The 20,129-nt window shown below is 70.9% G+C and carries 15 protein-coding genes; 7 read left to right on the forward strand and 8 right to left on the reverse strand.

The window, feature by feature from the left end; all coding sequences use genetic code 11:
- Positions 1 to 65: 65 nt before the first annotated feature.
- A complete protein-coding gene (locus tag LC452_RS12955; protein ID WP_223625982.1) occupies positions 66 to 1,157 on the reverse strand; it encodes a PDZ domain-containing protein in 1,092 nt (363 codons plus the stop codon).
- 117 nt (positions 1,158 to 1,274) lie between these two features.
- Between LC452_RS12955 and LC452_RS12960 the strand changes: the two genes are divergently transcribed.
- Positions 1,275 to 2,684: a zinc-dependent metalloprotease gene (locus tag LC452_RS12960; protein ID WP_223625984.1), complete on the forward strand. Its 1,410-nt coding sequence runs from the start codon at positions 1,275 to 1,277 to the stop codon at positions 2,682 to 2,684.
- Between the two features lie 807 nt (positions 2,685 to 3,491).
- Here the strand turns inward: LC452_RS12960 and LC452_RS12965 are convergent.
- The gene (locus tag LC452_RS12965; protein WP_223625985.1) at positions 3,492 to 5,213 is read right to left on the reverse strand and encodes an ATP-dependent helicase; all 1,722 of its coding nucleotides are present in this window, start codon (positions 5,211 to 5,213) and stop codon (positions 3,492 to 3,494) included.
- Complete coding sequence (gene nudC, locus LC452_RS12970; RefSeq protein WP_223625987.1) at positions 5,210 to 6,091, reverse strand: NAD(+) diphosphatase; 882 nt, start codon at positions 6,089 to 6,091, stop codon at positions 5,210 to 5,212. Before nudC ends, LC452_RS12965 begins: the two co-directional genes overlap by 4 nt.
- Positions 6,092 to 6,155: 64 nt before the next feature.
- Here nudC and LC452_RS12975 point away from each other — a divergent pair, with 64 nt between their 5' ends.
- A complete protein-coding gene (locus LC452_RS12975; protein WP_223625989.1) occupies positions 6,156 to 7,568 on the forward strand; it encodes a phosphotransferase in 1,413 nt (470 codons plus the stop codon).
- Here LC452_RS12975 and LC452_RS12980 read toward each other — a convergent pair.
- The gene (locus LC452_RS12980; RefSeq protein WP_223625991.1) at positions 7,514 to 11,059 is read right to left on the reverse strand and encodes an ATP-dependent DNA helicase; all 3,546 of its coding nucleotides are present in this window, start codon (positions 11,057 to 11,059) and stop codon (positions 7,514 to 7,516) included. The two genes, LC452_RS12975 and LC452_RS12980, sit on opposite strands and share 55 nt — an antisense overlap.
- A complete protein-coding gene (locus LC452_RS12985; RefSeq protein ID WP_223625993.1) occupies positions 11,023 to 14,232 on the reverse strand; it encodes an ATP-dependent DNA helicase in 3,210 nt (1,069 codons plus the stop codon). Before LC452_RS12985 ends, LC452_RS12980 begins: the two co-directional genes overlap by 37 nt.
- A gap of 149 nt (positions 14,233 to 14,381) precedes the next feature.
- Between LC452_RS12985 and LC452_RS12990 the strand changes: the two genes are divergently transcribed.
- The 4 genes from LC452_RS12990 to LC452_RS13005 are packed head-to-tail and all read left to right on the forward strand — an operon-like array spanning position 14,382 to position 15,838.
- A complete protein-coding gene (locus LC452_RS12990) occupies positions 14,382 to 14,606 on the forward strand; it encodes a DUF3107 domain-containing protein (RefSeq protein ID WP_223625994.1) in 225 nt (74 codons plus the stop codon).
- A 7-nt stretch (positions 14,607 to 14,613) separates the two neighbouring features.
- Positions 14,614 to 14,901: a hypothetical protein gene (locus tag LC452_RS12995; RefSeq protein WP_223625996.1), complete on the forward strand. Its 288-nt coding sequence runs from the start codon at positions 14,614 to 14,616 to the stop codon at positions 14,899 to 14,901.
- An 18-nt stretch (positions 14,902 to 14,919) separates the two neighbouring features.
- Positions 14,920 to 15,435, forward strand: coding sequence for a hypothetical protein (locus LC452_RS13000; RefSeq protein WP_223625998.1), 516 nt, complete (start codon positions 14,920 to 14,922; stop codon positions 15,433 to 15,435).
- Positions 15,425 to 15,838 carry an NUDIX domain-containing protein gene (locus tag LC452_RS13005; protein WP_223626000.1) on the forward strand — a complete coding sequence of 138 codons (414 nt, stop codon included), beginning with the start codon at positions 15,425 to 15,427 and terminating at the stop codon, positions 15,836 to 15,838. The genes LC452_RS13000 and LC452_RS13005 overlap by 11 nt, the downstream gene beginning before the upstream one ends.
- Here the strand turns inward: LC452_RS13005 and LC452_RS13010 are convergent.
- Complete coding sequence (locus tag LC452_RS13010) at positions 15,835 to 16,548, reverse strand: ferritin-like fold-containing protein (RefSeq protein WP_223626002.1); 714 nt, start codon at positions 16,546 to 16,548, stop codon at positions 15,835 to 15,837. The genes LC452_RS13005 and LC452_RS13010 overlap by 4 nt on opposite strands.
- A 192-nt stretch (positions 16,549 to 16,740) precedes the next feature.
- Between LC452_RS13010 and LC452_RS13015 the strand changes: the two genes are divergently transcribed.
- The gene (locus LC452_RS13015) at positions 16,741 to 18,264 is read left to right on the forward strand and encodes a DEAD/DEAH box helicase (RefSeq protein ID WP_223626004.1); all 1,524 of its coding nucleotides are present in this window, start codon (positions 16,741 to 16,743) and stop codon (positions 18,262 to 18,264) included.
- On the opposite strand, the gene LC452_RS13020 is transcribed toward LC452_RS13015, so the two are convergent.
- Positions 18,251 to 19,186, reverse strand: coding sequence for a DUF817 domain-containing protein (locus LC452_RS13020; RefSeq protein WP_223626006.1), 936 nt, complete (start codon positions 19,184 to 19,186; stop codon positions 18,251 to 18,253). The two genes, LC452_RS13015 and LC452_RS13020, sit on opposite strands and share 14 nt — an antisense overlap.
- A gap of 63 nt (positions 19,187 to 19,249) precedes the next feature.
- Positions 19,250 to 20,119, reverse strand: a complete 870-nt coding sequence (locus LC452_RS13025; RefSeq protein ID WP_223626008.1) for a PHP domain-containing protein — start codon at positions 20,117 to 20,119, stop codon at positions 19,250 to 19,252.
- Positions 20,120 to 20,129 lie beyond the last annotated feature (10 nt).

Here is a 20,129-nt window from a genome sequence, read left to right on the forward strand (position 1 = left end):
CCTCACTGTGCGGCGGCTGTCATCCCGGTCACGGCGAGGTCACGGCGCCGCGGGTGTCACGGGTGTCACGACGCCGCGACGTCGCACGTGGGGAGCGAGTCCACGTCGCCGTCGGCCGCGATCACCTCGAGGGCGTCGAGGGACTCCTCGAGCGTCGCGGTGCGGATCACCTGGAGACCGTCGGGCACGTGCCCCTCGACCTCGTCGCAGTTCGACGCCGGGGCGAGGAAGTAGTCGGCGCCCGCGTCGCGTGCGCCGTAGAGCTTCTGACGGATGCCGCCGATGGGGCCGACCGTGCCCTCGGCGTCGATCGTCCCGGTGCCGGCGATGTTCTTCCCGCCGTTCAGCTCACCCTCGGTCAGCGTGTCGATGATGCCGAGCGCGAACATCATCCCGGCGCTCGGCCCGCCGACGTTGTCGAGCTGGAGGGTGACGTCGACCTCGAAGTCGTAGTCGGTGCGCAGCGTGATGCCGATGAGCCAGGTCGTCACGTCGTTCTCGACGTGCTTCTCGGGTGTCACCTCGACGGTCTGATGCTCGCCGTCGCGGAGCACGTCGAGCACGACCGGGTCTCCCCCGGCATCCTGGATCGCCTCGCGCAGCTGCGTCGCGGACGTGACGGGGGTGCCGTCGATCGCGGTGATCACGTCTTCCGCTTCGAGCAGCCCGTCGGCCGGCGCATCGGCGACGGCCTCCTGCACGACCACCTGCGCGCCCGTGTCGTAGCCGAGCTCGTTCAACGCCGCGGCGGTGGCCTCGTGCTGCGAGTCGACCATCAGCATCGCGTTGCGCTCGTCGCGCTGCTCGGTCGTGACGCCGGCGGGGAACACCGAGTCGAGCGGCACGACGGCGCGGGACGAATCCATCCAGGCGAGCGCGAGCTCGAACCAGCTGGGGGTGCGCTCGCGGTTGCCGACCACCTGCACGGTCGTGAGGTCGAGAGTTCCGGCGGTCTCGAAGGTCTCGGCTCCCTCGACGCTGATCAGCGGGACCGGCTCGCCGTCGGTCCCGGTCGCCGTGCCGAGGGTGTCGTAGACCGGCCCGGGCCGCTGAATGACGTACGGCGTCGGGAGGAAGGTCAGCACGGCCAGGGCGATGAGCGCGACGATGAGCGCCCAGACTCCCAGTCCGAGCTTTCCTGACCGCGTTCGATCCACAGCATCCTCCGTCGTTCGCGAGCGGCGTACAGCGATCTGCTCGCTTCGGGGACGCGTGCAGAAACCTGTGACTAGCGTAGATGCCACGGCTATAGGCGTGCTGAGAGGGCGAACGACATGGCAGACAACGACCCGACACCCGAGGACTTCCAGGAGTTCCTCCGACGGATGCTCTCGAACCAGGGCGGCGGAGACATCGATCCCGAAGCTCTTCGAGAGGCCATGCAGGGCATGGAGGGCTTCCAGTTCGATCCCGCCATGATGCAGACGATCATGTCGCAGCTGCAGGGCGCGTTCGGCGGCGACCCGTGGGAGAACGCGCAGCGGCAGGCCCTGCACATCGCGAACCGCGACGGCCAGGGCGTGACCGACGGCTCACGCAGCTCGCTCGTCGACTCCTTCACCCTCGCGAACCTCTGGCTGGGCGAGGCCACGACGATCTCCGAACTGGCCGAGGCTCCGACGGCGATGACCCGCGGCGAGTGGGTCGAGAAGACGCTGCCGGTGTGGAAGGAGATCGCCGGCCCGGTGTCGACGAGCATCGCCGACGCGCTGACCTCGGCCCTCGACACTCAGGTCCCCGAGGAGATGCGCAGCGTCGTGCAGGGCGCGGGAAAGCTCATGCGCGGTCTCGGCGGATCGGTCTTCGCCGCCCAGTTCGGCCAGGTGCTCGGCAACCTGTCGCTCGAAGTGGTCTCCGGCGGCGATGTCGGCATCCCCGTGCTTCCGGCCGGGACGGCAGCGGTGATCCCGCAGAACCTCACCGCCTTCGGCGAGGGTCTCGAGATCCCCGAGGACCAGATCGCGCTGTATCTCGCGACGCGCGAGCTCGCCTACGCCCGCCTCTACCGTCACGCGAAATGGCTGCACCTGCACGTGATGGCGCAGATCACCGACTTCGCCCGCGGCGTGAGCGTCGACGTGGATGCGCTCGAAGACGTCGCCAGTCGCCTCGACCCGTCCGACCCCGAGGAGCTGCGGGCCGCGATCGAGGGCGGCGCACTGCTGCCGGCGCAGACCGAGGCGCAGCGCGAGGCGCTCGAGCGGCTCGAGAACCTCATCGCCACGATCGACGGCTGGGTCGACGTGGTCACCGCGCAGGCGACCGCGCGGCTTCCCGACGGCGCCCGCATCGCGGAGGCGGCCCGCCGCCGCCGCGCGGTCGGCGGTCCCGCGGAAGACGCCCTGGGCGCTCTGGTCGGGCTGAAGCTGCGCCCGCGCCGGATGCGCGAGGCCTCGGCGATGTGGCAGGCGGTGACGGATGCCGTCGGCATCGCCGGCCGCGACTCGCTCTGGGACTACCCCGACCTGATGCCGGCGGCCGAGGACATCGACGACCCGAGCGCACTGATCGCCCGCCTGCAGGCCGCGGAGCGCGGCGAGCAGCCGGTGGCGGACGAGTTCGACGAGGCTCTCGCGCGCCTCCTCGACGGCGACGACTTCTCGGCGGAGGAGCCGGGCGACGGAGACGGCGGATCGGACGATTCCGACGGGGACGCGACACCGGAAGGCGAACGACCGGTCTGAGCGAGCGGGCGGGTGACCACTCCTCCCCTGACGGGCCGCCCGCGGAAGTTGTCCACGGAACCGCCTTCGCGACGCCACAGCCGACGGATCCTGCCCAGAATCGGTGAATGCCGCTGACTCCGCCGACCCTCACCCGATTGGACCCGGGCGCGCCGCTGCTGTGGCGGGACGGGCACACGCTGCAGCTGGGGACAGACGGTGCACTGCAGATCCCGGCCGATGCGCCGTGGGTCGAGTTGCTCCTGAGCCGTCTGCTGTCCGGATTCCGGCGCGCATCGTTCGACGTCATCGCGCATGGCACCGGTGCGCCGCGTGAGGAGGCACGGCTGCTGCTCGCCCGCATCCAGCACCTGCTGATCGACGACCCGGTCGCCATGCCGCCCGCATGGGTCGAGACGATCGGCATCACCGACGGACGCGGCGCCCACCGCGCGAGGGAAACGCTCGCCGACGAGGGCGTCACGCTCGTCGATCGCGCCGTACGCGGTGCGGTGGGCATCATCCTCGTGCAGGGTTCCGCCGCTGCGCTGCAGTTCGCCCGGTATCTGCGCGAGGACATACCGCACCTGCCCGTCGCCTTCGAGCCCGGACACGTCACCGTCGGTCCGCTCGTCGTCCCGGGGCACACGCCGTGCCTGTCCTGCCGTGACGCCGAGGACACGGCCCGCGACCCGGCATGGCCGTTGCTGCATGCGCAGCTGATCGATCGTGAGGCCGGTCCGCTCCGGGCCGCGCAGGTGGCAGAAGGAGCTCTCCTCGCCGCGCGGCTCCTCGCACTCGGCGACGGCGGCGGTCAGGTCGTCCGGGTCAGCGCGGACGGCTCGCGCGCGTGGCGTGCGGTGACGTTTCACGAAGGATGCCGGTGCCGCGAGCCGTCGTCCCCATCTCGGCCAGGAACCTCGACGGGGCCCGCTCTCCTCGCCCTGCCGACCGCGACCACGAGATCTCCAAGGTACGCGCGGCGCGCGTGACGCCGACGTATGCGAGGCGCCGTTCCTCGTCGACGGCCTCGAAGCTGGTGGCGTACGAGATCGGCAGCGAGCCCTCCGCCCAGCCCGCGAGGTGCACGTGCGGCCATTCGAGACCTTTCGCGGCGTGCAGGGTCGACAGGGTCACGGTGCGCATCGTCGGCTCGTGCTGGTCCTTCGCCCGCGCCATCATCGCGTCGCTGAAGCTGCGCAGGTTCGCGTCGGGCCCGGCGTCCTCGGCGAGCCTCAGGATCGCCCGTCGTGCCTCCCAGCCGTCGCGCTGAGCACCGCCCGCCGCCGGGGGCTCCTCGGTCAGACCGAGTTCTCGCAGCACGCGCTGCACGTTCGGGAGGAATCCCTGCTCCGTCGGAGCCACGGCCGCCGCGCGCAGGGCCAGGATCGCCTGCCGCACCTCGGGCATCGCGAAGAAGCGCGTTCCGCCGAGCACGGAGGTGGGGATGCCTTCGGCGGCGAGCGCCTGCTGCAGCACCCCCGACTGCGCGTGGGCCCGGTACAGCACCGCGATCTCGGCCGGCGAGGCGCCGGACGCGATCCGGGCCGAGATCGCCGCCGCGATCCCTGCGGCCTCCTCGGTCTCGGAGTCGTAGGCGGTCACGGTCGGCGCGTCCGCGGTGAACTGCTCACGCGCCGGCACCAGCTCGAGCGCACCGGGCCGACCGTGCATGAGAGCGTTGGCGGCCGTCAGGATCGGGGCCTGAGAGCGGTAGTTCGTCTCGAGGCGCACGACCGTCGCGTCCGGGTGGCGGCGTCCGAACTCGAGCAGGAACCGCTGCTCGGCACCCGCGAACGAGTAGATCGTCTGGCTCGCATCGCCGACCACGCAGATGTCCTGTCTGTCTCCGAGCCAGAGCTCGAGGAGGCGGTTCTGCAGGGGCGAGACGTCTTGGAACTCGTCGACCGTGAAGTGCCGGTACTGCTCATGGACGGATGCCGCGACCCGCGGCTCCGCCTCCAGCATGCCGGCGCAGGCGAGCAGGACGTCTTCGAAGTCGAGTTGCCGGCGCTCGTCCTTCAGCGTCTCGTAGGCGCGCATCAGCTCCATCAGCTGGCCTGCGTCGACTCCGGTGACGGTGCGGCCGAGCGCGGCGTGCTGCTCGATCGACAGCATCGAGACCTTGCGCCACTCGATCTCCGAGGCGATGTCGCGGAGCGTGGCGGTGCTCGGCCGGAGCCGCATCGCGTCGGCCGCCTGTCCCAGCATCCGCACCTTGTTGTCGATGATCGACGGGGCGGGAGAGCCGGCCAGGGTCGGCCAGAAGAAGTTCAGCTGCGCGAGGGCCGTGGCATGGAAGGTGCGGGCGGCGACTCCCTCGACGCCGAGCGCGCGCAACCGGCCGCGGAGCTCTCCCGCCGCCTTCGCGGTGAAGGTCACCGCCATCACCCGCGAGGGCGAATACGCGCCGGTGTCGACGCCGTGGGCGATGCGGTGGGTGATCACCCGGGTCTTGCCGGTTCCGGCGCCGGCGAGCACAGCGACCGGACCGCGCAGCACGGATGCCGCGGCCTGCTGCCGCTCGTCGAGGGCATCGAGTGCGCTCACTCGCGCCCCTCGTACCAGTCGACGATCAGAGCACGGGCGATCGACGCGGGCCCGGGAAGACCCACGGGTCCATCGCCGGCGAGCGCCGAGCCGATCTCCTCGCGCGTGAACCAGCGGACGTCGACGATCTCCTCACCGTCCGCGAGAGCCTCGGACTCGTCGTCGACGACGGCGCGGAAGCCGATCATGAGCGAGCGCGGGAAGGGCCAGGGCTGCGAGGAGATGTACCGCAGGGCCGACAGCCGCACGCCGGACTCCTCCTCGATCTCGCGGTGCACGGTCGACTCGAGCGACTCCCCCGCCTCGGTGAATCCGGCGAAACAGGAGTACATCCGTCCGCCCCAGTTCGCATTCGCGCCGAGAAGCAGCCGCTCGCCGTCGCGGCTCTCGACGGCGACGATCACGGCGGGATCGGTGCGCGGGAAGTGCTCGCGTCCGCAGACGAGGCAGCGCCGCGACCACCCGGCCTGGCGGAGCTCCGTGCCGCCACCGCACGTCGGACAGAACGAGGCGTCCCGCAGCCATCCGGCGATCGCGATCGCCTCGACGAGCAGTTCGGACTCGAGCCGGTCGATGCGACCACCGAGGTCGCGCAGTCCGAGCCAGATCTCGTCGGGCGCCGTGTCGAGGGCATCGTTCTCCGGCGGAGCCGCGGCGAGCAGCAGCACGGTGCCGTCCTGGTCGCGCCCCAGCAGAGCCCAGGTCGCCTCGCCGACAGCGTCCGCGGAAACCCTCAGGAGCGCGGACTCGACGACCCTGACCCGGCCGTCGCGAACGACGATCGCACGGGTTCCGGGCTCGGATCGCAGACGTTCGACGGCACCCGGCTCCTCGCGGAGTTCAGCGGCGCGGTCGAGGGCGGGGGGCTGAAAGGTCATCGACTCCCTCTCTCACGGGCGTGGCGGAGGCGGGACCGCCCCGGCGTCGACCTACCCTAAGGGCATGGGACGCTCTCCTTTCACTCTAGCCGCGGCGGTGACGGCCGCACTGCCCGGCGCAGAGGTCACGGGTGCCCGTGCTCTGAGCGCAGACGGCGATGGTCGATTCGACTCGGCGGTCGCCTCGCTGGCCGACGGCCGCGAGCTCGCGATCCGCGTGGCCGACGACGAGGACACCGCGCGTGAACTGTCCGCGGAAGCGCTGGCGCTGCGCGCACTGACGGACGGCGCCCGGGCCATGCTGCCGTTCCAGGCGCCCGAGTACATCGGAGAGACGACCGTCGGCAAGGGCCGCGCGCTGGTGACCGAACTGCTCCCCGGCTTCCAGATCGAAGCCTCCCTGGTGCCGGAAGGGCGCGGCGCCGCCGAGTCCATGGGCGCGGCGATCGCCGCCGTGCACGGGATGCCGACCTCGGTCGTCCGCGGTGCCGGCCTCGTGATGCGCTCCGCCGAGGAGAGCCGGTCCGAGCTGAACCGCCTGGTCGACTCGGCCGCTTCGACGGGCCGAGTGCCCGCTCGTCTCACCGTGCGCTGGCGGGATGCCGTCGCCGACGACGATCTCTGGCGATTCGAGTCGACCGTCGTGCTCGGCGGAGTCCAGGCGACCTCGTTCCTCTTCGCCGACGATCCGGAGCGGGGACCCGAGGTCACCGGTCTCCTCGGCTGGCATGGCCTGTCGGTCGGAGACCCTGCGATCGACCTCTCCTGGTTGTCGGCCGCACCCGATGCGGCGGGTGACGTCCACGCCGCCTACGCCCGTGCCGTCGATCGCGCTCCGGATGCCGGGCTCGAGGTGCGCGCACGACTGCTGGCCGAGCTGGAGTTCGCACGCTGGCTCGTGCACGGCGATTCGATGCGTCGACCCGACATCGTCGATGATGCCGCCGCTCTCCTCGAATCCCTCGCCGAGGGCCTGCGCACCGATGATCTCAGCATCATCGCGGCGCGCAGCGAAGGAGTCGACTCGGCCCTCGACGCCCTGGGCCGCGTTCCGGTCGCCACGTCCGCCGAGGTCGACACGTCGATGCAGACCGACGCCTACAACCCGAACGAGCTGTGGAGCGATGGCGCTTCCGACACCGACGCGGATGACGCGGATGACGCTCACGCCGAGACGTCCGCGCCGCCGTGGGCTGCAGAGGGGCGTGACACGTCCGACGCGCAGAGCACCGAAGCGGCGCACCGGGCGGAGATGCTGAACGTCGAGACCGAGGATCTCTCGGGCGTGGCCGGGCTCTTCGCGGGTACCAACGGTGCGGCCGGCGTCCGCGAGGATTCGCATCCGCTGACCCCGCGTCCCGTTCAGGCGAAGCCGGCGGATGACGACGCGTCCGACGAGGCCGCCGACGATTCCGAAGAGGCTCAGCGTGCCGCGCGTGCCGCGCTCCAGCGTTGGAAGAGCTCCTCCTCCGAGTAGACGCGGTCCCCGCGGATGACGAGGTCGTCCGCCACGTAGTACAGCGCCACGTCGATGTCTTCCAACGGCACCTCGAAGCGCCGGTGGTACGCGAGGCGGTACAGCGCGAGCTGCAGCATCCGCTCCTCGCGCTCCGCAGCAGTGCGCGGCGCCTTGCCCGTCTTCCAGTCGACGATCTCGATGCGCCCGCCGCGGTCGTCGCGCCGGTAGACGGCATCGAGCTTGCAGATGACGATGTGCGACTGCTCCGGATCGCCGGGTCCCGCGATGCCGGAGCCGAGCGCGAAGTCGATCTCGATCTCGACGGCGATCGGCTGCAGCAGTCCCCACTCGCTCCGCTCGAACGTCTGCTGCAGGGCTGCCAGGTCCGCCGTATCCGCGGCGGTGGTCGCTCCGTCGAGAGCGTCGTCGGAGCCGAACCCGGGATCGGACGGGACCTCGTCCTCGTCGAGCTCCCAGAGCGCTTCGTCGACGCGGCTTCCGACGCCCACGAGCTCGGAACGCTGCTCCACCCAGGCGTGGAACAGCGTGCCCAGGCGAGTCTGCCGATAGGGCCGCTCAGGCATCGGCCGCACGATGGACGACAACGTGCCGGCGAAGTCCGTGACGTAGTCCTTGAAGCGGGAGGCGGGAACGCGGGTCGGTGCGGCGGCATCCGTGCCCCGTTGACGGGCGGCCCGCTCCGCGAGCAGACGCGTGAGCTCGAGTGACGGCTGGGCGAGGCCAGAGCGAGCAGCGTCCTCCACAGCGGCCGCCGCCGCGGTCACGGCGCCTCGACGCGCTCCCAGCGGATCGAGCGGCCAGCGGAGCGTCGATCCCGGACCCTCATACGGATTCTCGTCGGGATCGACCGGGTCGATGGGATCCAGCCCCTGCACCTCGATGGCCTCGACGAGGTAGGGGCTCGGCGTGCGCGGGGCCTTCTGCCCCGCCCAGTGCGCTCCGCTGAGCAGCAGATCGGTGCGAGCGCGCGTCACGGCGACGTAGGCGAGGCGCCGCTCCTCCTGCTGCTGATATGCGCGGTAGGCGTCTTTGAACCGTTTGAGGGCTCCGCCCTGCGGGTTGGCCTTGGTCGCGCCACCCGACAGCGACGCCTGCGCGAGCTTCTGCCGTTTGTCCGGGTCGGGCTCCTCCCCCATCGCCTCGACCGGATCCCACTCGAAGCGCGGCAGTGCGTCGCGGTCGCCGCGCAGAGCGAACGGCACCACGCCGAAGCCGAACCAGCCGGACGTGTCGGAGACGCGGCTGGGCAGCTCGTCGACCACCAGGCGCACGACGGCGACCGCGTCCCACTCCAGACCTTTCGAGCCGTGGATCGTGAGCAGCTGCACGACCCCCGGCTCCGGCGGCTCGGGCCGCGGCATCAGCTCGTCGGTGCTCTCCGCCTTGTCGAGCCAGGCGAGCAGGCTGCCGATGGTGCCGCGATCGTCGGCGGCGAGGAAGGCGCGCACCTCGTCGGCGAAGGCACGGAGCTGCGTCGCGGCGATCCGCGCCGGCCCCCTCGTCTCGTTGGACGCCAACTCGATGTCGAGCCGCAGCTCGAGCTCGATGAGCCGGACCAGCTCGGGGATCGGCTGAGACGATGCGCGCCGCAGCCGTTCGAGCATCTCGCCGGCCGCGCGGATCCGCGCGCGGCCGTCCCGGGTGATCTCCTCGAGCATGCGGTAGTCGTCGCGCACCGCGCGCACGACGTCGACGGCGTCGATGATCGACACGGCCTCGTCGGCACCGCGCGACGACCGCAGCCGGGCGCGCACCTCCTCGGGCAGCGGCGCCATGTCGGTGTCGCGCTCGGAGAGGGCGCGACCGAGGTCGTAGAGCGCACCCATGTCGGCCACGCCGACGCCGAAACGGGGGCCGGTGAGCAGGCGGATCAGCGCGGACCCGGCCGTCGGATCGTGCACGACCCGCAGCGTGGAGACGACGTCGACCACTTCCGGGGTCGTGAGCAGTCCGCCGAGTCCGAGGATGCGATGCGGGATGCCTCGGGTGGCGAGCGCTCCGGCGAAGGTCTGCATGTGCCGCTTCGACCGGAACAGGATCGCGCCGGTGTGCGGGTTCTGCCCGGGTGCACGGCCGCCATCCCGTGCGGCGTGCGCGGCGCGGCGCTGCTCGAACCACTCGGCGACGGCCGCGGCCTCGTCGTCGACGGTGAACGGGAACCGCACTGTCACCCCGCCCTGTCCTGCACCGGGGCGAGGCTCGAGCGGCGGCACGTCGAGTCCCGGGCGCTGCAGAGGCTCGAGCACCTTGTTGGCGATGTCGAGGATGCCGCGGTCGTTGCGCCAGCTCGTCATGAGGCTGTAGGTCTGCGCTGTGCCGGTGCTCGAGAACGTCTTCGAGAACGCATACAGGTTGTCGGCACTCGCTCCGCGCCACCCGTAGATGGACTGGTGCGGATCGCCGACCGCCATGACCGCGGAATCCCGGAAGAGCTCGGCGAGGAAACGGGTCTGGATGACCGAGGTGTCCTGGTACTCGTCGAGCAGCACGACGCGATGCTGCTCGCGAAGATCGGCCCGCACGTCGGGGGCGGACTCCACGATGTCGTACGCGCCGCCCACCTGGTCGGCGAAGTCGAGCACGCCGCGCCGTTCCTTCTCTGCCATATAGTCGCGCACGAGGTCGGCCAGTGTCGGCAGGCTCAGCAGGTTCGACGCGGCCTTCTCCACGTCGGCGTTCGAACGGTACGGAGCGAACGCGAGCGCCTGGTCGCGGGCGATGCGCTCGGCGAGGTCGAGCTCGACGCGATGGTCGAGTGCATCGCCGGCCAGTCGCTGCACGGCGTCGATGACGGTGCCGAGGGCGAAGTCGATGTTCTCCAGCTCGGGCAGGTCGCTGCGGAGCACGACCTCGCGCGCCAGCATCCACGACGCTGCCTGGCTGAGCATCGCGACGTCGGGGTCACGACCGATCCGTGCCGCGTGCTCGCGGACGATGCCGTCGGCGAACGCGTTGTAGGTCGAGACACGCGGGCGGATCATCAGATCCTCTGCGGCGCGCGGCGTCGCGGGATCCCAGCCGGTGCCGAACCCCGCGGCGAGCTCATCCAGCACGTGTGCGCGCACGAGCTCGCGCTGACGTCCGGGCACGGCCTCGTTCACGCGGCGGAGCGCGTCGCCACGCACGATCTCGGCGAGGTGCGGCAGCAGACCCCGACGACCGTACTCGTCGATCACGGCCAGCCGCGTGCCGATCCGCTCCGCGAGCTCACCGGCCGCCTTGCGCGTGAAGGTGAGGCCGAGGATCTCGTCGCGCAGCACGTGCCCGTTGGCGACGAGCCAGACGACGCGGCCCGACATCGTCTCCGTCTTGCCGCTGCCCGCTCCGGCCACGACCAGCGCCGGCTCCGGCGGCGCCTCGATCACGCGCTGCTGCGCGGGGGTGGGCGAAGGCTGGCCGAGGGCCGTGGCGATGTCGACCGCAGACAGGCTCCCCTCCGTCGACCACCCGGTCACGAACTCACCGCCGGCACCGTGTGGATGCGGCACGGGTGCACCCGGCGCTGCGTGTCGGCGCAGTGCGACTCCACCTGCGCCGTGAAGCTCGAGGCCGACATACCGCGCGCCGCGCCCGCCACTCGACGCAGGAAGGCCGAACGCGACTCGTCACCGAGCGTGTGCTGGTGGGCGATGCGGTAGTCGCTCTTGGCGAGGGTCTTCGAGACGATGACGAGGCGCGCGCCGGCGAGAGATCCGGGCGGCGCCCCTTCGATCAGCCCCTGCTGCACGGCGACCTGGTACGCGGCGAGCTGGGCATGCTCGAGCACACCGGAATCGGACTCGGGATCGGTCTTCCCGGTCTTCAGATCGACCACCACGGTGGGCGCGCCGTCATCGCCCGCCATGGGCTCCCAGCCGCGGCCGCGCGCGTGCGAGTGCTCACCGAAGCCGGGTGGATAGCTCTCCACCCTGTCGATGTATCCGTGGATGATCGCCTGGTTCGCGCGGTCCTCGCCGACCGGGTGCACGGCGGGGGTCTCGTCGCCGTCGGGGAGATCGACGGCGAAGCGGAACTCGACCTCGCTGCCGATGACCTCCCCCCGATCGCCGCGCACATCGCCGAGGTAGGAGTGCAGCCGATCGACGTACAGGTCTGCGCGCCGCCGCTCCTTGCGACCGATCCACTCCGTCTCGAAGTCGAGCTCGGGCCAGTGCTCGGCGACGATCGCGCGCATCTGCTCGAGGTCGCCGTCGGGAACCCGCTCCATCGCCTCGTGCACGATCGTGCCGATGCCTGCGCTCGGTGGCATCACGGTATCGCCGCCGAGCGCCGAGACGACCCAGTTCAGGCCGCACTCCTCGTAGGACTCCATCTTCGAGGGCGACACCCGCGCGCCGGCGACCTCGAGGTCGCGCAGGGGCGCATCCGTGGAGGGAGGTGTCACGCCGTACCATTCGGCAGGATCAGCGCCCGGCACACCCTCGCCGGCCAGAACGACGAGCTGCCCTGCCGCCTCGCGCCGCAGCGGCTCCGAGGGCACGGAGGTCAATGTGCGGCGGTGGCGGGCGACCATGCCGCGCAGCGTGAGCGGATGCTCGGCGGAGACATGACGCTCGGGCGGCTCCGGTGCGGGCAGGAAGCCGAAGAACGCGCTCGGCGTCATGTCGTCGTCGTCGACGGCCGTGATGAGGAGCCGGTCGCGCGCGCGGGAGATCGCCCGCACGAACAGCCGGAGCTCGTCGTGCAGGGCCGCGCGGCGTCGGTCGACGACCCCGGGCGCCTCGATCGCCACCCCGGTGCGAGCTGCCTCCACCTCGTCGGCGAGACGCCAGGTCTGCAGCAGCCCTCCGCGCAGACGCACGTTCGGCCAGACGCCGTCCTGCACGCCCGCGACGACCACCGCGTCGAACTCGGTGCCGAGGGCGGTCGCCGGTGTCAGCAGCGTGACCTTGCCGGGTCGATCCGGCGTCGAGAGGGAGTCCTCCGGCACCTCGCTGTCGAGGATGTCCCGGACGAAGGTCTCGGGGCTCTCGTTCGGCGTCCGCTCCACGAAACGCTTCGCGGCGTCGAACAGCGAGACCAGCGCATCGAGCGACCTCGCGGTCTCGGCTCCGGTCGGCAGCAGCGAGATCTCACGCCAGGCGACATGGAGGCGGCGACCGTCGACAGCGCGGGCCTGATCCCACACCCGCCACAGCAGGTCGTGGATCGTCTCCCCCTCGGCCGCCGCGCGGGAGAGCGCCTCGATCGTCTCGGCGAACCGTGCCGCCGTGCGCGATTCGGCCGCGTCGATCAAGGTCAGGTGAGCGGGGTTCGCCATCGCCATCCGCAGCAGCTCTCGTGCGGGTGTCGAGCCGCCCTGCTCGAGCTCGATGTGCCGCAGACGCGCGCGCAGGCGCCGCAGCCCGATGGCATCCATCCCGCCGAAGGGCGTGCGCAGCGCCTCCTCCAGCGCGGCCGGGGTGCGCTCGTCCACCGGGGTCAGCGCGAGCCGCACGATCTCGACGATGTCGCGCACGATCCCCTCACTGCCGAGCGGCCGCTGCACGCCCGCGGCCCGCGTGGGGATCTCGCGTGCCGCCAGTTCGGTCTCCAGCGTCGTCACCTGCCGCGTGTCGTGGGCGATGACCGCCATCCGGTCCCACCGGAGGCCTTCGCTGAGGTGCCAGTCGCGCATGACTCCGGCGATGCGATCGAGCTCCTCATAGGGCGACGGGGCGATGAACGTCGTGACGGCAGCGTCGGCCTCCTCGGCCGGCGAAGCGGGAGCGCGGCGGTGCTCGACCCGCCCGGAGACGCCGATCGCCTGGGTGACCGTGCGGGTCAGGGCGGTGAGAGACGGCTTCTGGCGGTGCGACCCGTCGAGCACGTGCACGTCTCCGAGCACACCCGCGAGCTGCGCGAAGAGCTCGGGGCTGGCCCCGCGGAACGCACCGGAGGAGATGTCCGGGTCGCCGAACGCGAGCACCGCGATCCCCCGTGTGCGCAATGCCCGCACCACGGCGATGCCGCCGCGCGTCAGCTCCTGCGCGTCGTCGATGAGCACCACGCGAAGGGGTGCGAGCGGACCGAGCGCCGCAGGTTCCGCCTCCTGCAGGATCGCGCTCGCCTCGCTCAGCAGGTCGGCGGCGTCGCGGTGTGCCGAGCGCAGCGCGTCGAGGACCGCACGGTACTCGACGAGGAACTCGGCCGCCGCGGCCCAGACGTCGTTGCCCGACCGGCGGAGCTCATCGGGATGGACCCCGATCTCGGTGCACTCGGCGAGGAACGCCCGCAGCTCGGAGCGGAACCCCTTCGAGGCGCGCACCGACGCGCTGAGCGCCTCGGGCCACGGGATGCGATCGTCTTCGGCGTCTCCCGCGAGCAGCTCGGCGATGATGCGGTCCTGGTCGGCGCCGGTGAGCAGCGCCGGCGGCTCCGACCCCGCGCGCACCATCGCCCCGCGCACCAGCTGGAAGGCGAAGGAGCCGAGCGAGCGCGCGAGCGGCCCGGGGGTCGCCTGTCCGATGCGCACGCCGATCCGGTCGCGCAGCGCGGTCGCGGCCTGGCGGCTCGGGGTGAGGACGAGCACCTCTTCGGGCCGCATCCCCTCGGTGTCGAGCAGATGCACGACCCGGTCGACGAGGGTGCGCGTCTTGCCCGTGCCCGGCGCGCCGATGATGACCCCGGAGGCACTCGTCGCGGCGGCGACGACGGCTCGCTGCGCAGCATCCGGTGTCATGCCCTCCACGGTATCGGGGCGCGCGGACATCGTCGTCGCGCCCGGCCCCGCATGCGATGTGCGCTCACGGCGAAACCGGCTCCGGCGGCCGATCCGGGCCGGTGCGTGCGGGGTAGAGTTGGCACGTCCGACGAACTTCAAGGAGCACTGTGGAAATCCGCATCGGCATCATCAACACCGGCCGCGAGCTGAGCTTCGACACCGGCGCGAGCGCGGACGAGGTCCGCACGCAGGTCTCCGCCGCACTCGAGCAGAGCACGACGCACCTGAACTTCTCCGACGTCAAGGGCAACTCGTACCTCGTCCCGACGGCGAACCTCGCCTACATCGAGCTGGGCACCGAGGAATCGCGCCGCGTCGGCTTCGTCGCCTGACCAGGACATGTACATCCTCCTCGCCCTCATCGGCGCGTGTGCGCTCGGCATCGGCGCCCACTACCTGATCGGCGGCCGCGAACTGCGCGGAGTCGCCGTGACTCCGGGCATCGCGACCGCCGTGTCGGCGATCGTCTACACCGCCCTGCAGTGGGCGGGAGTCGGCGAGGACAGCATCTGGCTCTGGCTCGCGAGCGTGCTCGGCGCGGTCGCCGCGGCGGTCCTCGCCACGGTGGCGATCGTCGCCGTGCGTCGCCGATCGGATGCCGAGGCCAAGGCCGCGCTCGGGATCTGATCCGACGACCGGGGTGACGTGAGCGAGCGGAGCACGCTGCGAGGGATCCGGATCTGCATCGCGATCATGATCCTCGGGCTGTTCGTCAGCGGAGTCACCGCGTTCCCCCTGCGGGTCGAGCTGGGAATCGGCTCCGACATCCTCCACTCGAGCCCCGCCGTGGACTGGTTCCCCGACGCGGTGGCGTGGGTCGATCGCGTGGCATCCGCGCTGGTCGACGTCGACGGACGTTACCCGTTCATCTCGTACGGCACGGACTGGCTCGCCTACGCGCACCTCGTCCTCGCGGTGGTCTTCATCGGCCCGTTCATCGACCCGGTGCGCAACATCTGGGTCATCCAGTTCGGCGTGATCGCCTGCGCCGGGATCATCCCGCTCGCCCTGATCGCCGGCGGCATCCGCGGGATCCCCCTGGGCTGGCAGCTGATCGACATGTCGTTCGGCGTGCTCGGCGCGATCCCGCTCCTGATCGCCTGGCGACTCACCACCAGGCTCGAGCGGATGCGCGCGATCGACGGACTCCATGCGCCCTGAGGAACGCGCCGTCTGCGTGTGCTTCGACGGCTCCCGCGTGCTGCTGATGAGGCGGCTGAAGGGCGGCCGACGGTACACGGTGCTTCCCGGTGGCGGGATCGAGGCCGGAGAGACCCCCGCCCAGGCGGCAGTGCGCGAACTGGCCGAGGAGACGGGGCTCGTCGGGACGGTGACCGGCGACATCGCCACTGTCGATCACGACGACCGGCGGGCGCACTACCTACTCCTGACGGCGTTGCCCGGAGAGCCGACTCTCGGAGGGCCGGAAGCCCTCGCGGAGAGCGAGGACAACAAGTATCGGCCCGGGTGGGTCCCGATGGCCGAGCTCGCAGACGAGCCGCTCGTACCCGAGGAGGCGCGAGAGATCGTCCTGCAGGCCTTCGCGCGGATGCGCGTGGCCTAGGAGGCCAGGCCCATAGCATCCATCCGGCGCGCGTGCGCGCCCATCAGCTCGGTGTAGACGGGCTCGATCCGCTCGTCGTCGGCCGCGAGACGCTCGGGCCGCAACGCCGAGCGGCACACCAGGATCGTGTCGCCGACGAGCCGTCGCGCCCACATCGACAGCAGCGAGCGCCACTCCTCGTCGCTCTCGATCGTCTCCTGGATGATCGCGACGATCTCGTGACGGGCATCGTCCTCACGGAGGATCTCGACGACCCGGCGACCGGTGTCGGCGTAGCTCGAGGCGAGCGCGAGGTAGAAGTCGTCCAGCATGCCGGCGGTGATGTACACCGCGAGGAGCGTCTCACGCGGACGCGCTCCGATCGTCTTGCGGCGGAAGGCGTCGAGGTTCTCGCGGAACGGGAGCATCAGCTGCGTGGGCTCGTCGCCCCGCTCCTCGATCAGGTCGACGATCGCGCGGTGCTTGGTGAGCGCCGCACCGGCCGCCCGGGAGAGCGACTCCTTCTCGGAGAGCTCCGGCGTCGCACGGATCAACCGGGTGAGGGTCTCGAAGTAGCCCAGCTGGAGGTAGGCGGCCTGGCCGAGGAAGCGACTGAGCTCCGGCGCCAGTTCGGCGAAGTCGACGCGGGTCGCGTCGCCCTGATCGCCTCGGCTGCGGAGCGCCAACGTACGGCGGGGCGCCGCATCGCGCTGCCAGAACCACTTAACCACGAGGCCTCCCGGTCGAGTTCACCACGTCGTTCACAATACTCGGGCGCGGACGCTCTTCCTGGCCCTGACCGACCCTCGGGTAGGCTGGGCGTGTCCCGCCGTCGGAGCGGGCCCCCGCGCCTGTGGCATGAGAGACGGCGTGGATCCGTTTACGTGGCGATCCAGAGGGTCGCCGGACAGGCAATTGAACAAGTGACAACTTTCGCTGAACTCGGTGTCGACCAGGACATCGTCGACGCACTCGCCGCCAAGGGCATCATCGAGTCGTTCCCCATTCAGGAGCAGACCATCCCCCTCGGCCTTCCGGGCCAGGACATCATCGGCCAGGCCAAGACCGGAACCGGAAAGACCTTCGGCTTCGGCATCCCCGTCGTCCAGCGTCTCGGCAACGACCCCGAGCACGGTGTGAAGGCGCTCATCGTCGTCCCGACCCGCGAGCTCGCGGTGCAGGTCTACGAGGACATCGACCTGCTCACCAGCAACCGCTCGACGAGCGTCGTCGCGATCTACGGCGGCAAGGCCTACGAGGGTCAGATCGACCAGCTCAAGGCCGGCGCGCAGATCGTCGTCGGAACCCCCGGTCGCCTGATCGACCTCGCCGGGCAGCGCCTGCTCGACCTCTCGAACGCGACCGAGGTCGTGCTCGACGAGGCCGACAAGATGCTCGACCTCGGCTTCCTCGCCGACATCGAGAAGATCTTCCAGAAGGTCCCCGCGGTCCGCCACACGCAGCTGTTCTCGGCGACCATGCCCGGCCCGATCGTCGCGCTCGCCCGCCGCTTCATGTCGAACCCGATCCACATCCGCGCGACCGACCCCGACGAGGGTCTCACGCAGGCCAACATCAAGCACCTCGTGTACCGCGCGCACTCCATGGACAAGGACGAGATCATCGCCCGCATCCTGCAGGCCGAGGGCCGCGGCAAGACCGTGATCTTCACGCGCACCAAGCGTGCGGCGCAGCGCCTCGTCGACGAGCTGGGCGACCGCGGTTTCAACGTGGGCGGCGTGCACGGCGACATGGGACAGGACCAGCGCGAGCGCTCGATGGCGGCGTTCAAGGCCGGCAAGCGCGACGTGCTCGTGGCGACCGACGTCGCCGCCCGCGGTATCGACGTCGACGACGTGACCCACGTGATCAACCACACGATCCCCGACGAGGACAAGACGTACCTCCACCGCGCCGGCCGCACCGGCCGCGCGGGGAAGACGGGCATCGCGGTGACCTTCGTCGACTGGGAGGACCTGCACAAGTGGGCCCTCATCAACCGCGCCCTCGAGTTCGGCCAGCCCGAGCCGGTCGAGATCTATTCGTCGAGCCCGCAGCTGTTCGAGGACCTCGACATCCCCGCCGGCACGAAGGGCCGTCTCACGACGGCACCGAAGACGCAGACGGTGAAGACCGAGCGCACGCGTCGTCCCGAGCGCGCAGCGGATGCCGCGGCCGAGGGCACGGACGAGGGCGGCACGCGTCGTCGTCGCCGTCGCCGCAACAGCGAGAACCCGGTCGGCTCCACCTTCGTCGAGGGCGGGGCCGAGGGGTCCGCCGGAGACGGGAGTGCCGCTCAGGCCGCTGACCGCAGCGCGGACGGCGGCGGTACGCACGACGGTGAGGGCAAGGAGCACCACGACGGCAAGCCGGCTCCGGCGCGTCGCCGTCGTCGCCGTCGCGGCGGCTCCGGCGCACCGGGTGCTGCTCCGGTCACCGGCGCCTGATCGACTTCGGAGGGGCGGATGCTGCGCGAGCGGCATCCGCCCCTCTGTCGTCTCCCCGGGTCGTGGCCATCAGGGAGGCGGGCACCTGCGGCGGGTACACCCACGCGACCAGCACCACCGAGATGATCATCAGCAGGAACCACGAGCTCAGCTTGCTCAGCGACACCGGCTGCCAGGACTCGACCTGGTCGGGATACGCCCAGGCGCCGGCCCAGGTGCCGATGTTCTCGGCGAGGTAGATGAACACGGCCACTCCGCCGAACACCAGGAGCAGCGGAAGCCGGAGAGTGCGGCGCCACACTCGCGCGTGCATCACGGTCGGCAGCCAGAGCACGAGCACGGCCGCGAGCAGCACCCACCGCGCATCCCACCACCAGTGGTGCGTGAAGAAGTTGAGGTAGATCGCCACGGCGAGGACGGCCGTCATCCACCGCCGCGGATACCGGGTGAAGCCGAGATCGAACAGGCGATAGACCCGCACCATGTACGACCCGACGGCCGCGTACATGAAGCCGCTGAACAGCGGGACGCCGCCGATCCGGAGGATGCCGTCCGCGGCATACGCCCACGACCCCGCGTCGGTCTTGAACAGCTCCATCACCGTCCCGGTGAGATGGAACAGCACGATGACCCACAGTTCCCTCCCGCTCTCCAGCCGGAACACGAGCATCGCGACCTGGATGAGCACCGCGGCGATCGTGAGCACGTCGTTGCGGGCGAGAGGGGCGTCGTCCGGATACCAGAGCTGCGCGACGAGGATGACGACGAGGAGCGCGGCACCGAAGATGCAGGCCCAGGCCTGCTTCAGGACGAACACCGTGAACTCGACGAGACCCGCGCGGACGCCGTTCGCCGGAGCGCCGAGGAGCACGCGGTTCGCTGCGGCATCGACGCGGCGCTCCAGGGAAGTCGCTCGCTGCATGCCGGGAACAGTATCCCCGCCACTCGACAGGCCGCAGGGAGTCTCCCGACAGAATGCCGAGGATCAGTGACGGCGCGGGGCGGTTCCGGTCGCGCGGTCTATGATCCGGGCGACCATCTCGTCGGACGTGGTGTTCTCGCCCGGACGGTTGGGCTTGCCCGTGCCGTGATAGTCGCTCGAACCGGTGACGATGAGGTCGTGCGCTGCGGCGATCTCGCGGAGCTTCCGCTTACCGGCCTCGGTGTTCTCCCGATGGTCGATCTCGAATCCGCCGAGCCCCGCGGCGATCAGCCGCTCGATGTACGACACGGGCATCATCATGTCGCGACCCGTCACGGGGTGCGCGATGACGGCCACTCCCCCGGCTTCGGTGATCAGCCGCACGGCGGTGAGAGGGTTCGGCGCGTAGTGCGGCTCGTAGTAGCCCTCTCGCGGATGCAGGATGCCGTCGAAGGCCTCGGTGCGGTCTCGCACGATGCCACGGGCGATGAGCGCGTCGGCGATGTGCGGGCGTCCGACCGTGGCGTCGAGGGTGGTCTGAGCCACCACGTCGTCCCAGTGCAGGTCGTAGTCGCGGCCGATGTTGCGGACGATGCGCTCGGCGCGGCCGATGCGGTCCCCGCGGATCCGGTCGGTCTCGGCGACCAGCGCGGCGTCGAGCGGATCGAAGAGGTAGCCGAGCACGTGCACGCTGCGCCACTCGTGCTTCGCCGAGAGCTCCATCCCGGGGAGGAACGTCATGCCGAGCTCCACGGCCTGATCACCGGCCTCCGCCCATCCCGTGGAGCGGTCGTGATCCGTGAGCGCAAGGGTCCGCACGCCGTGCGCGTGCGCCTGACGGACCACCTCGGCAGGACTCTCCGTACCATCGGAATGGTTGGAGTGCAGGTGCAGGTCGGCGGGACCGGCGAACCCGGGGGACGGAATGGCCATCCTCTGAGCG

Source organism: Microbacterium sp. EST19A (genome assembly GCF_019969685.1).
GTDB lineage: Bacteria > Actinomycetota > Actinomycetes > Actinomycetales > Microbacteriaceae > Microbacterium.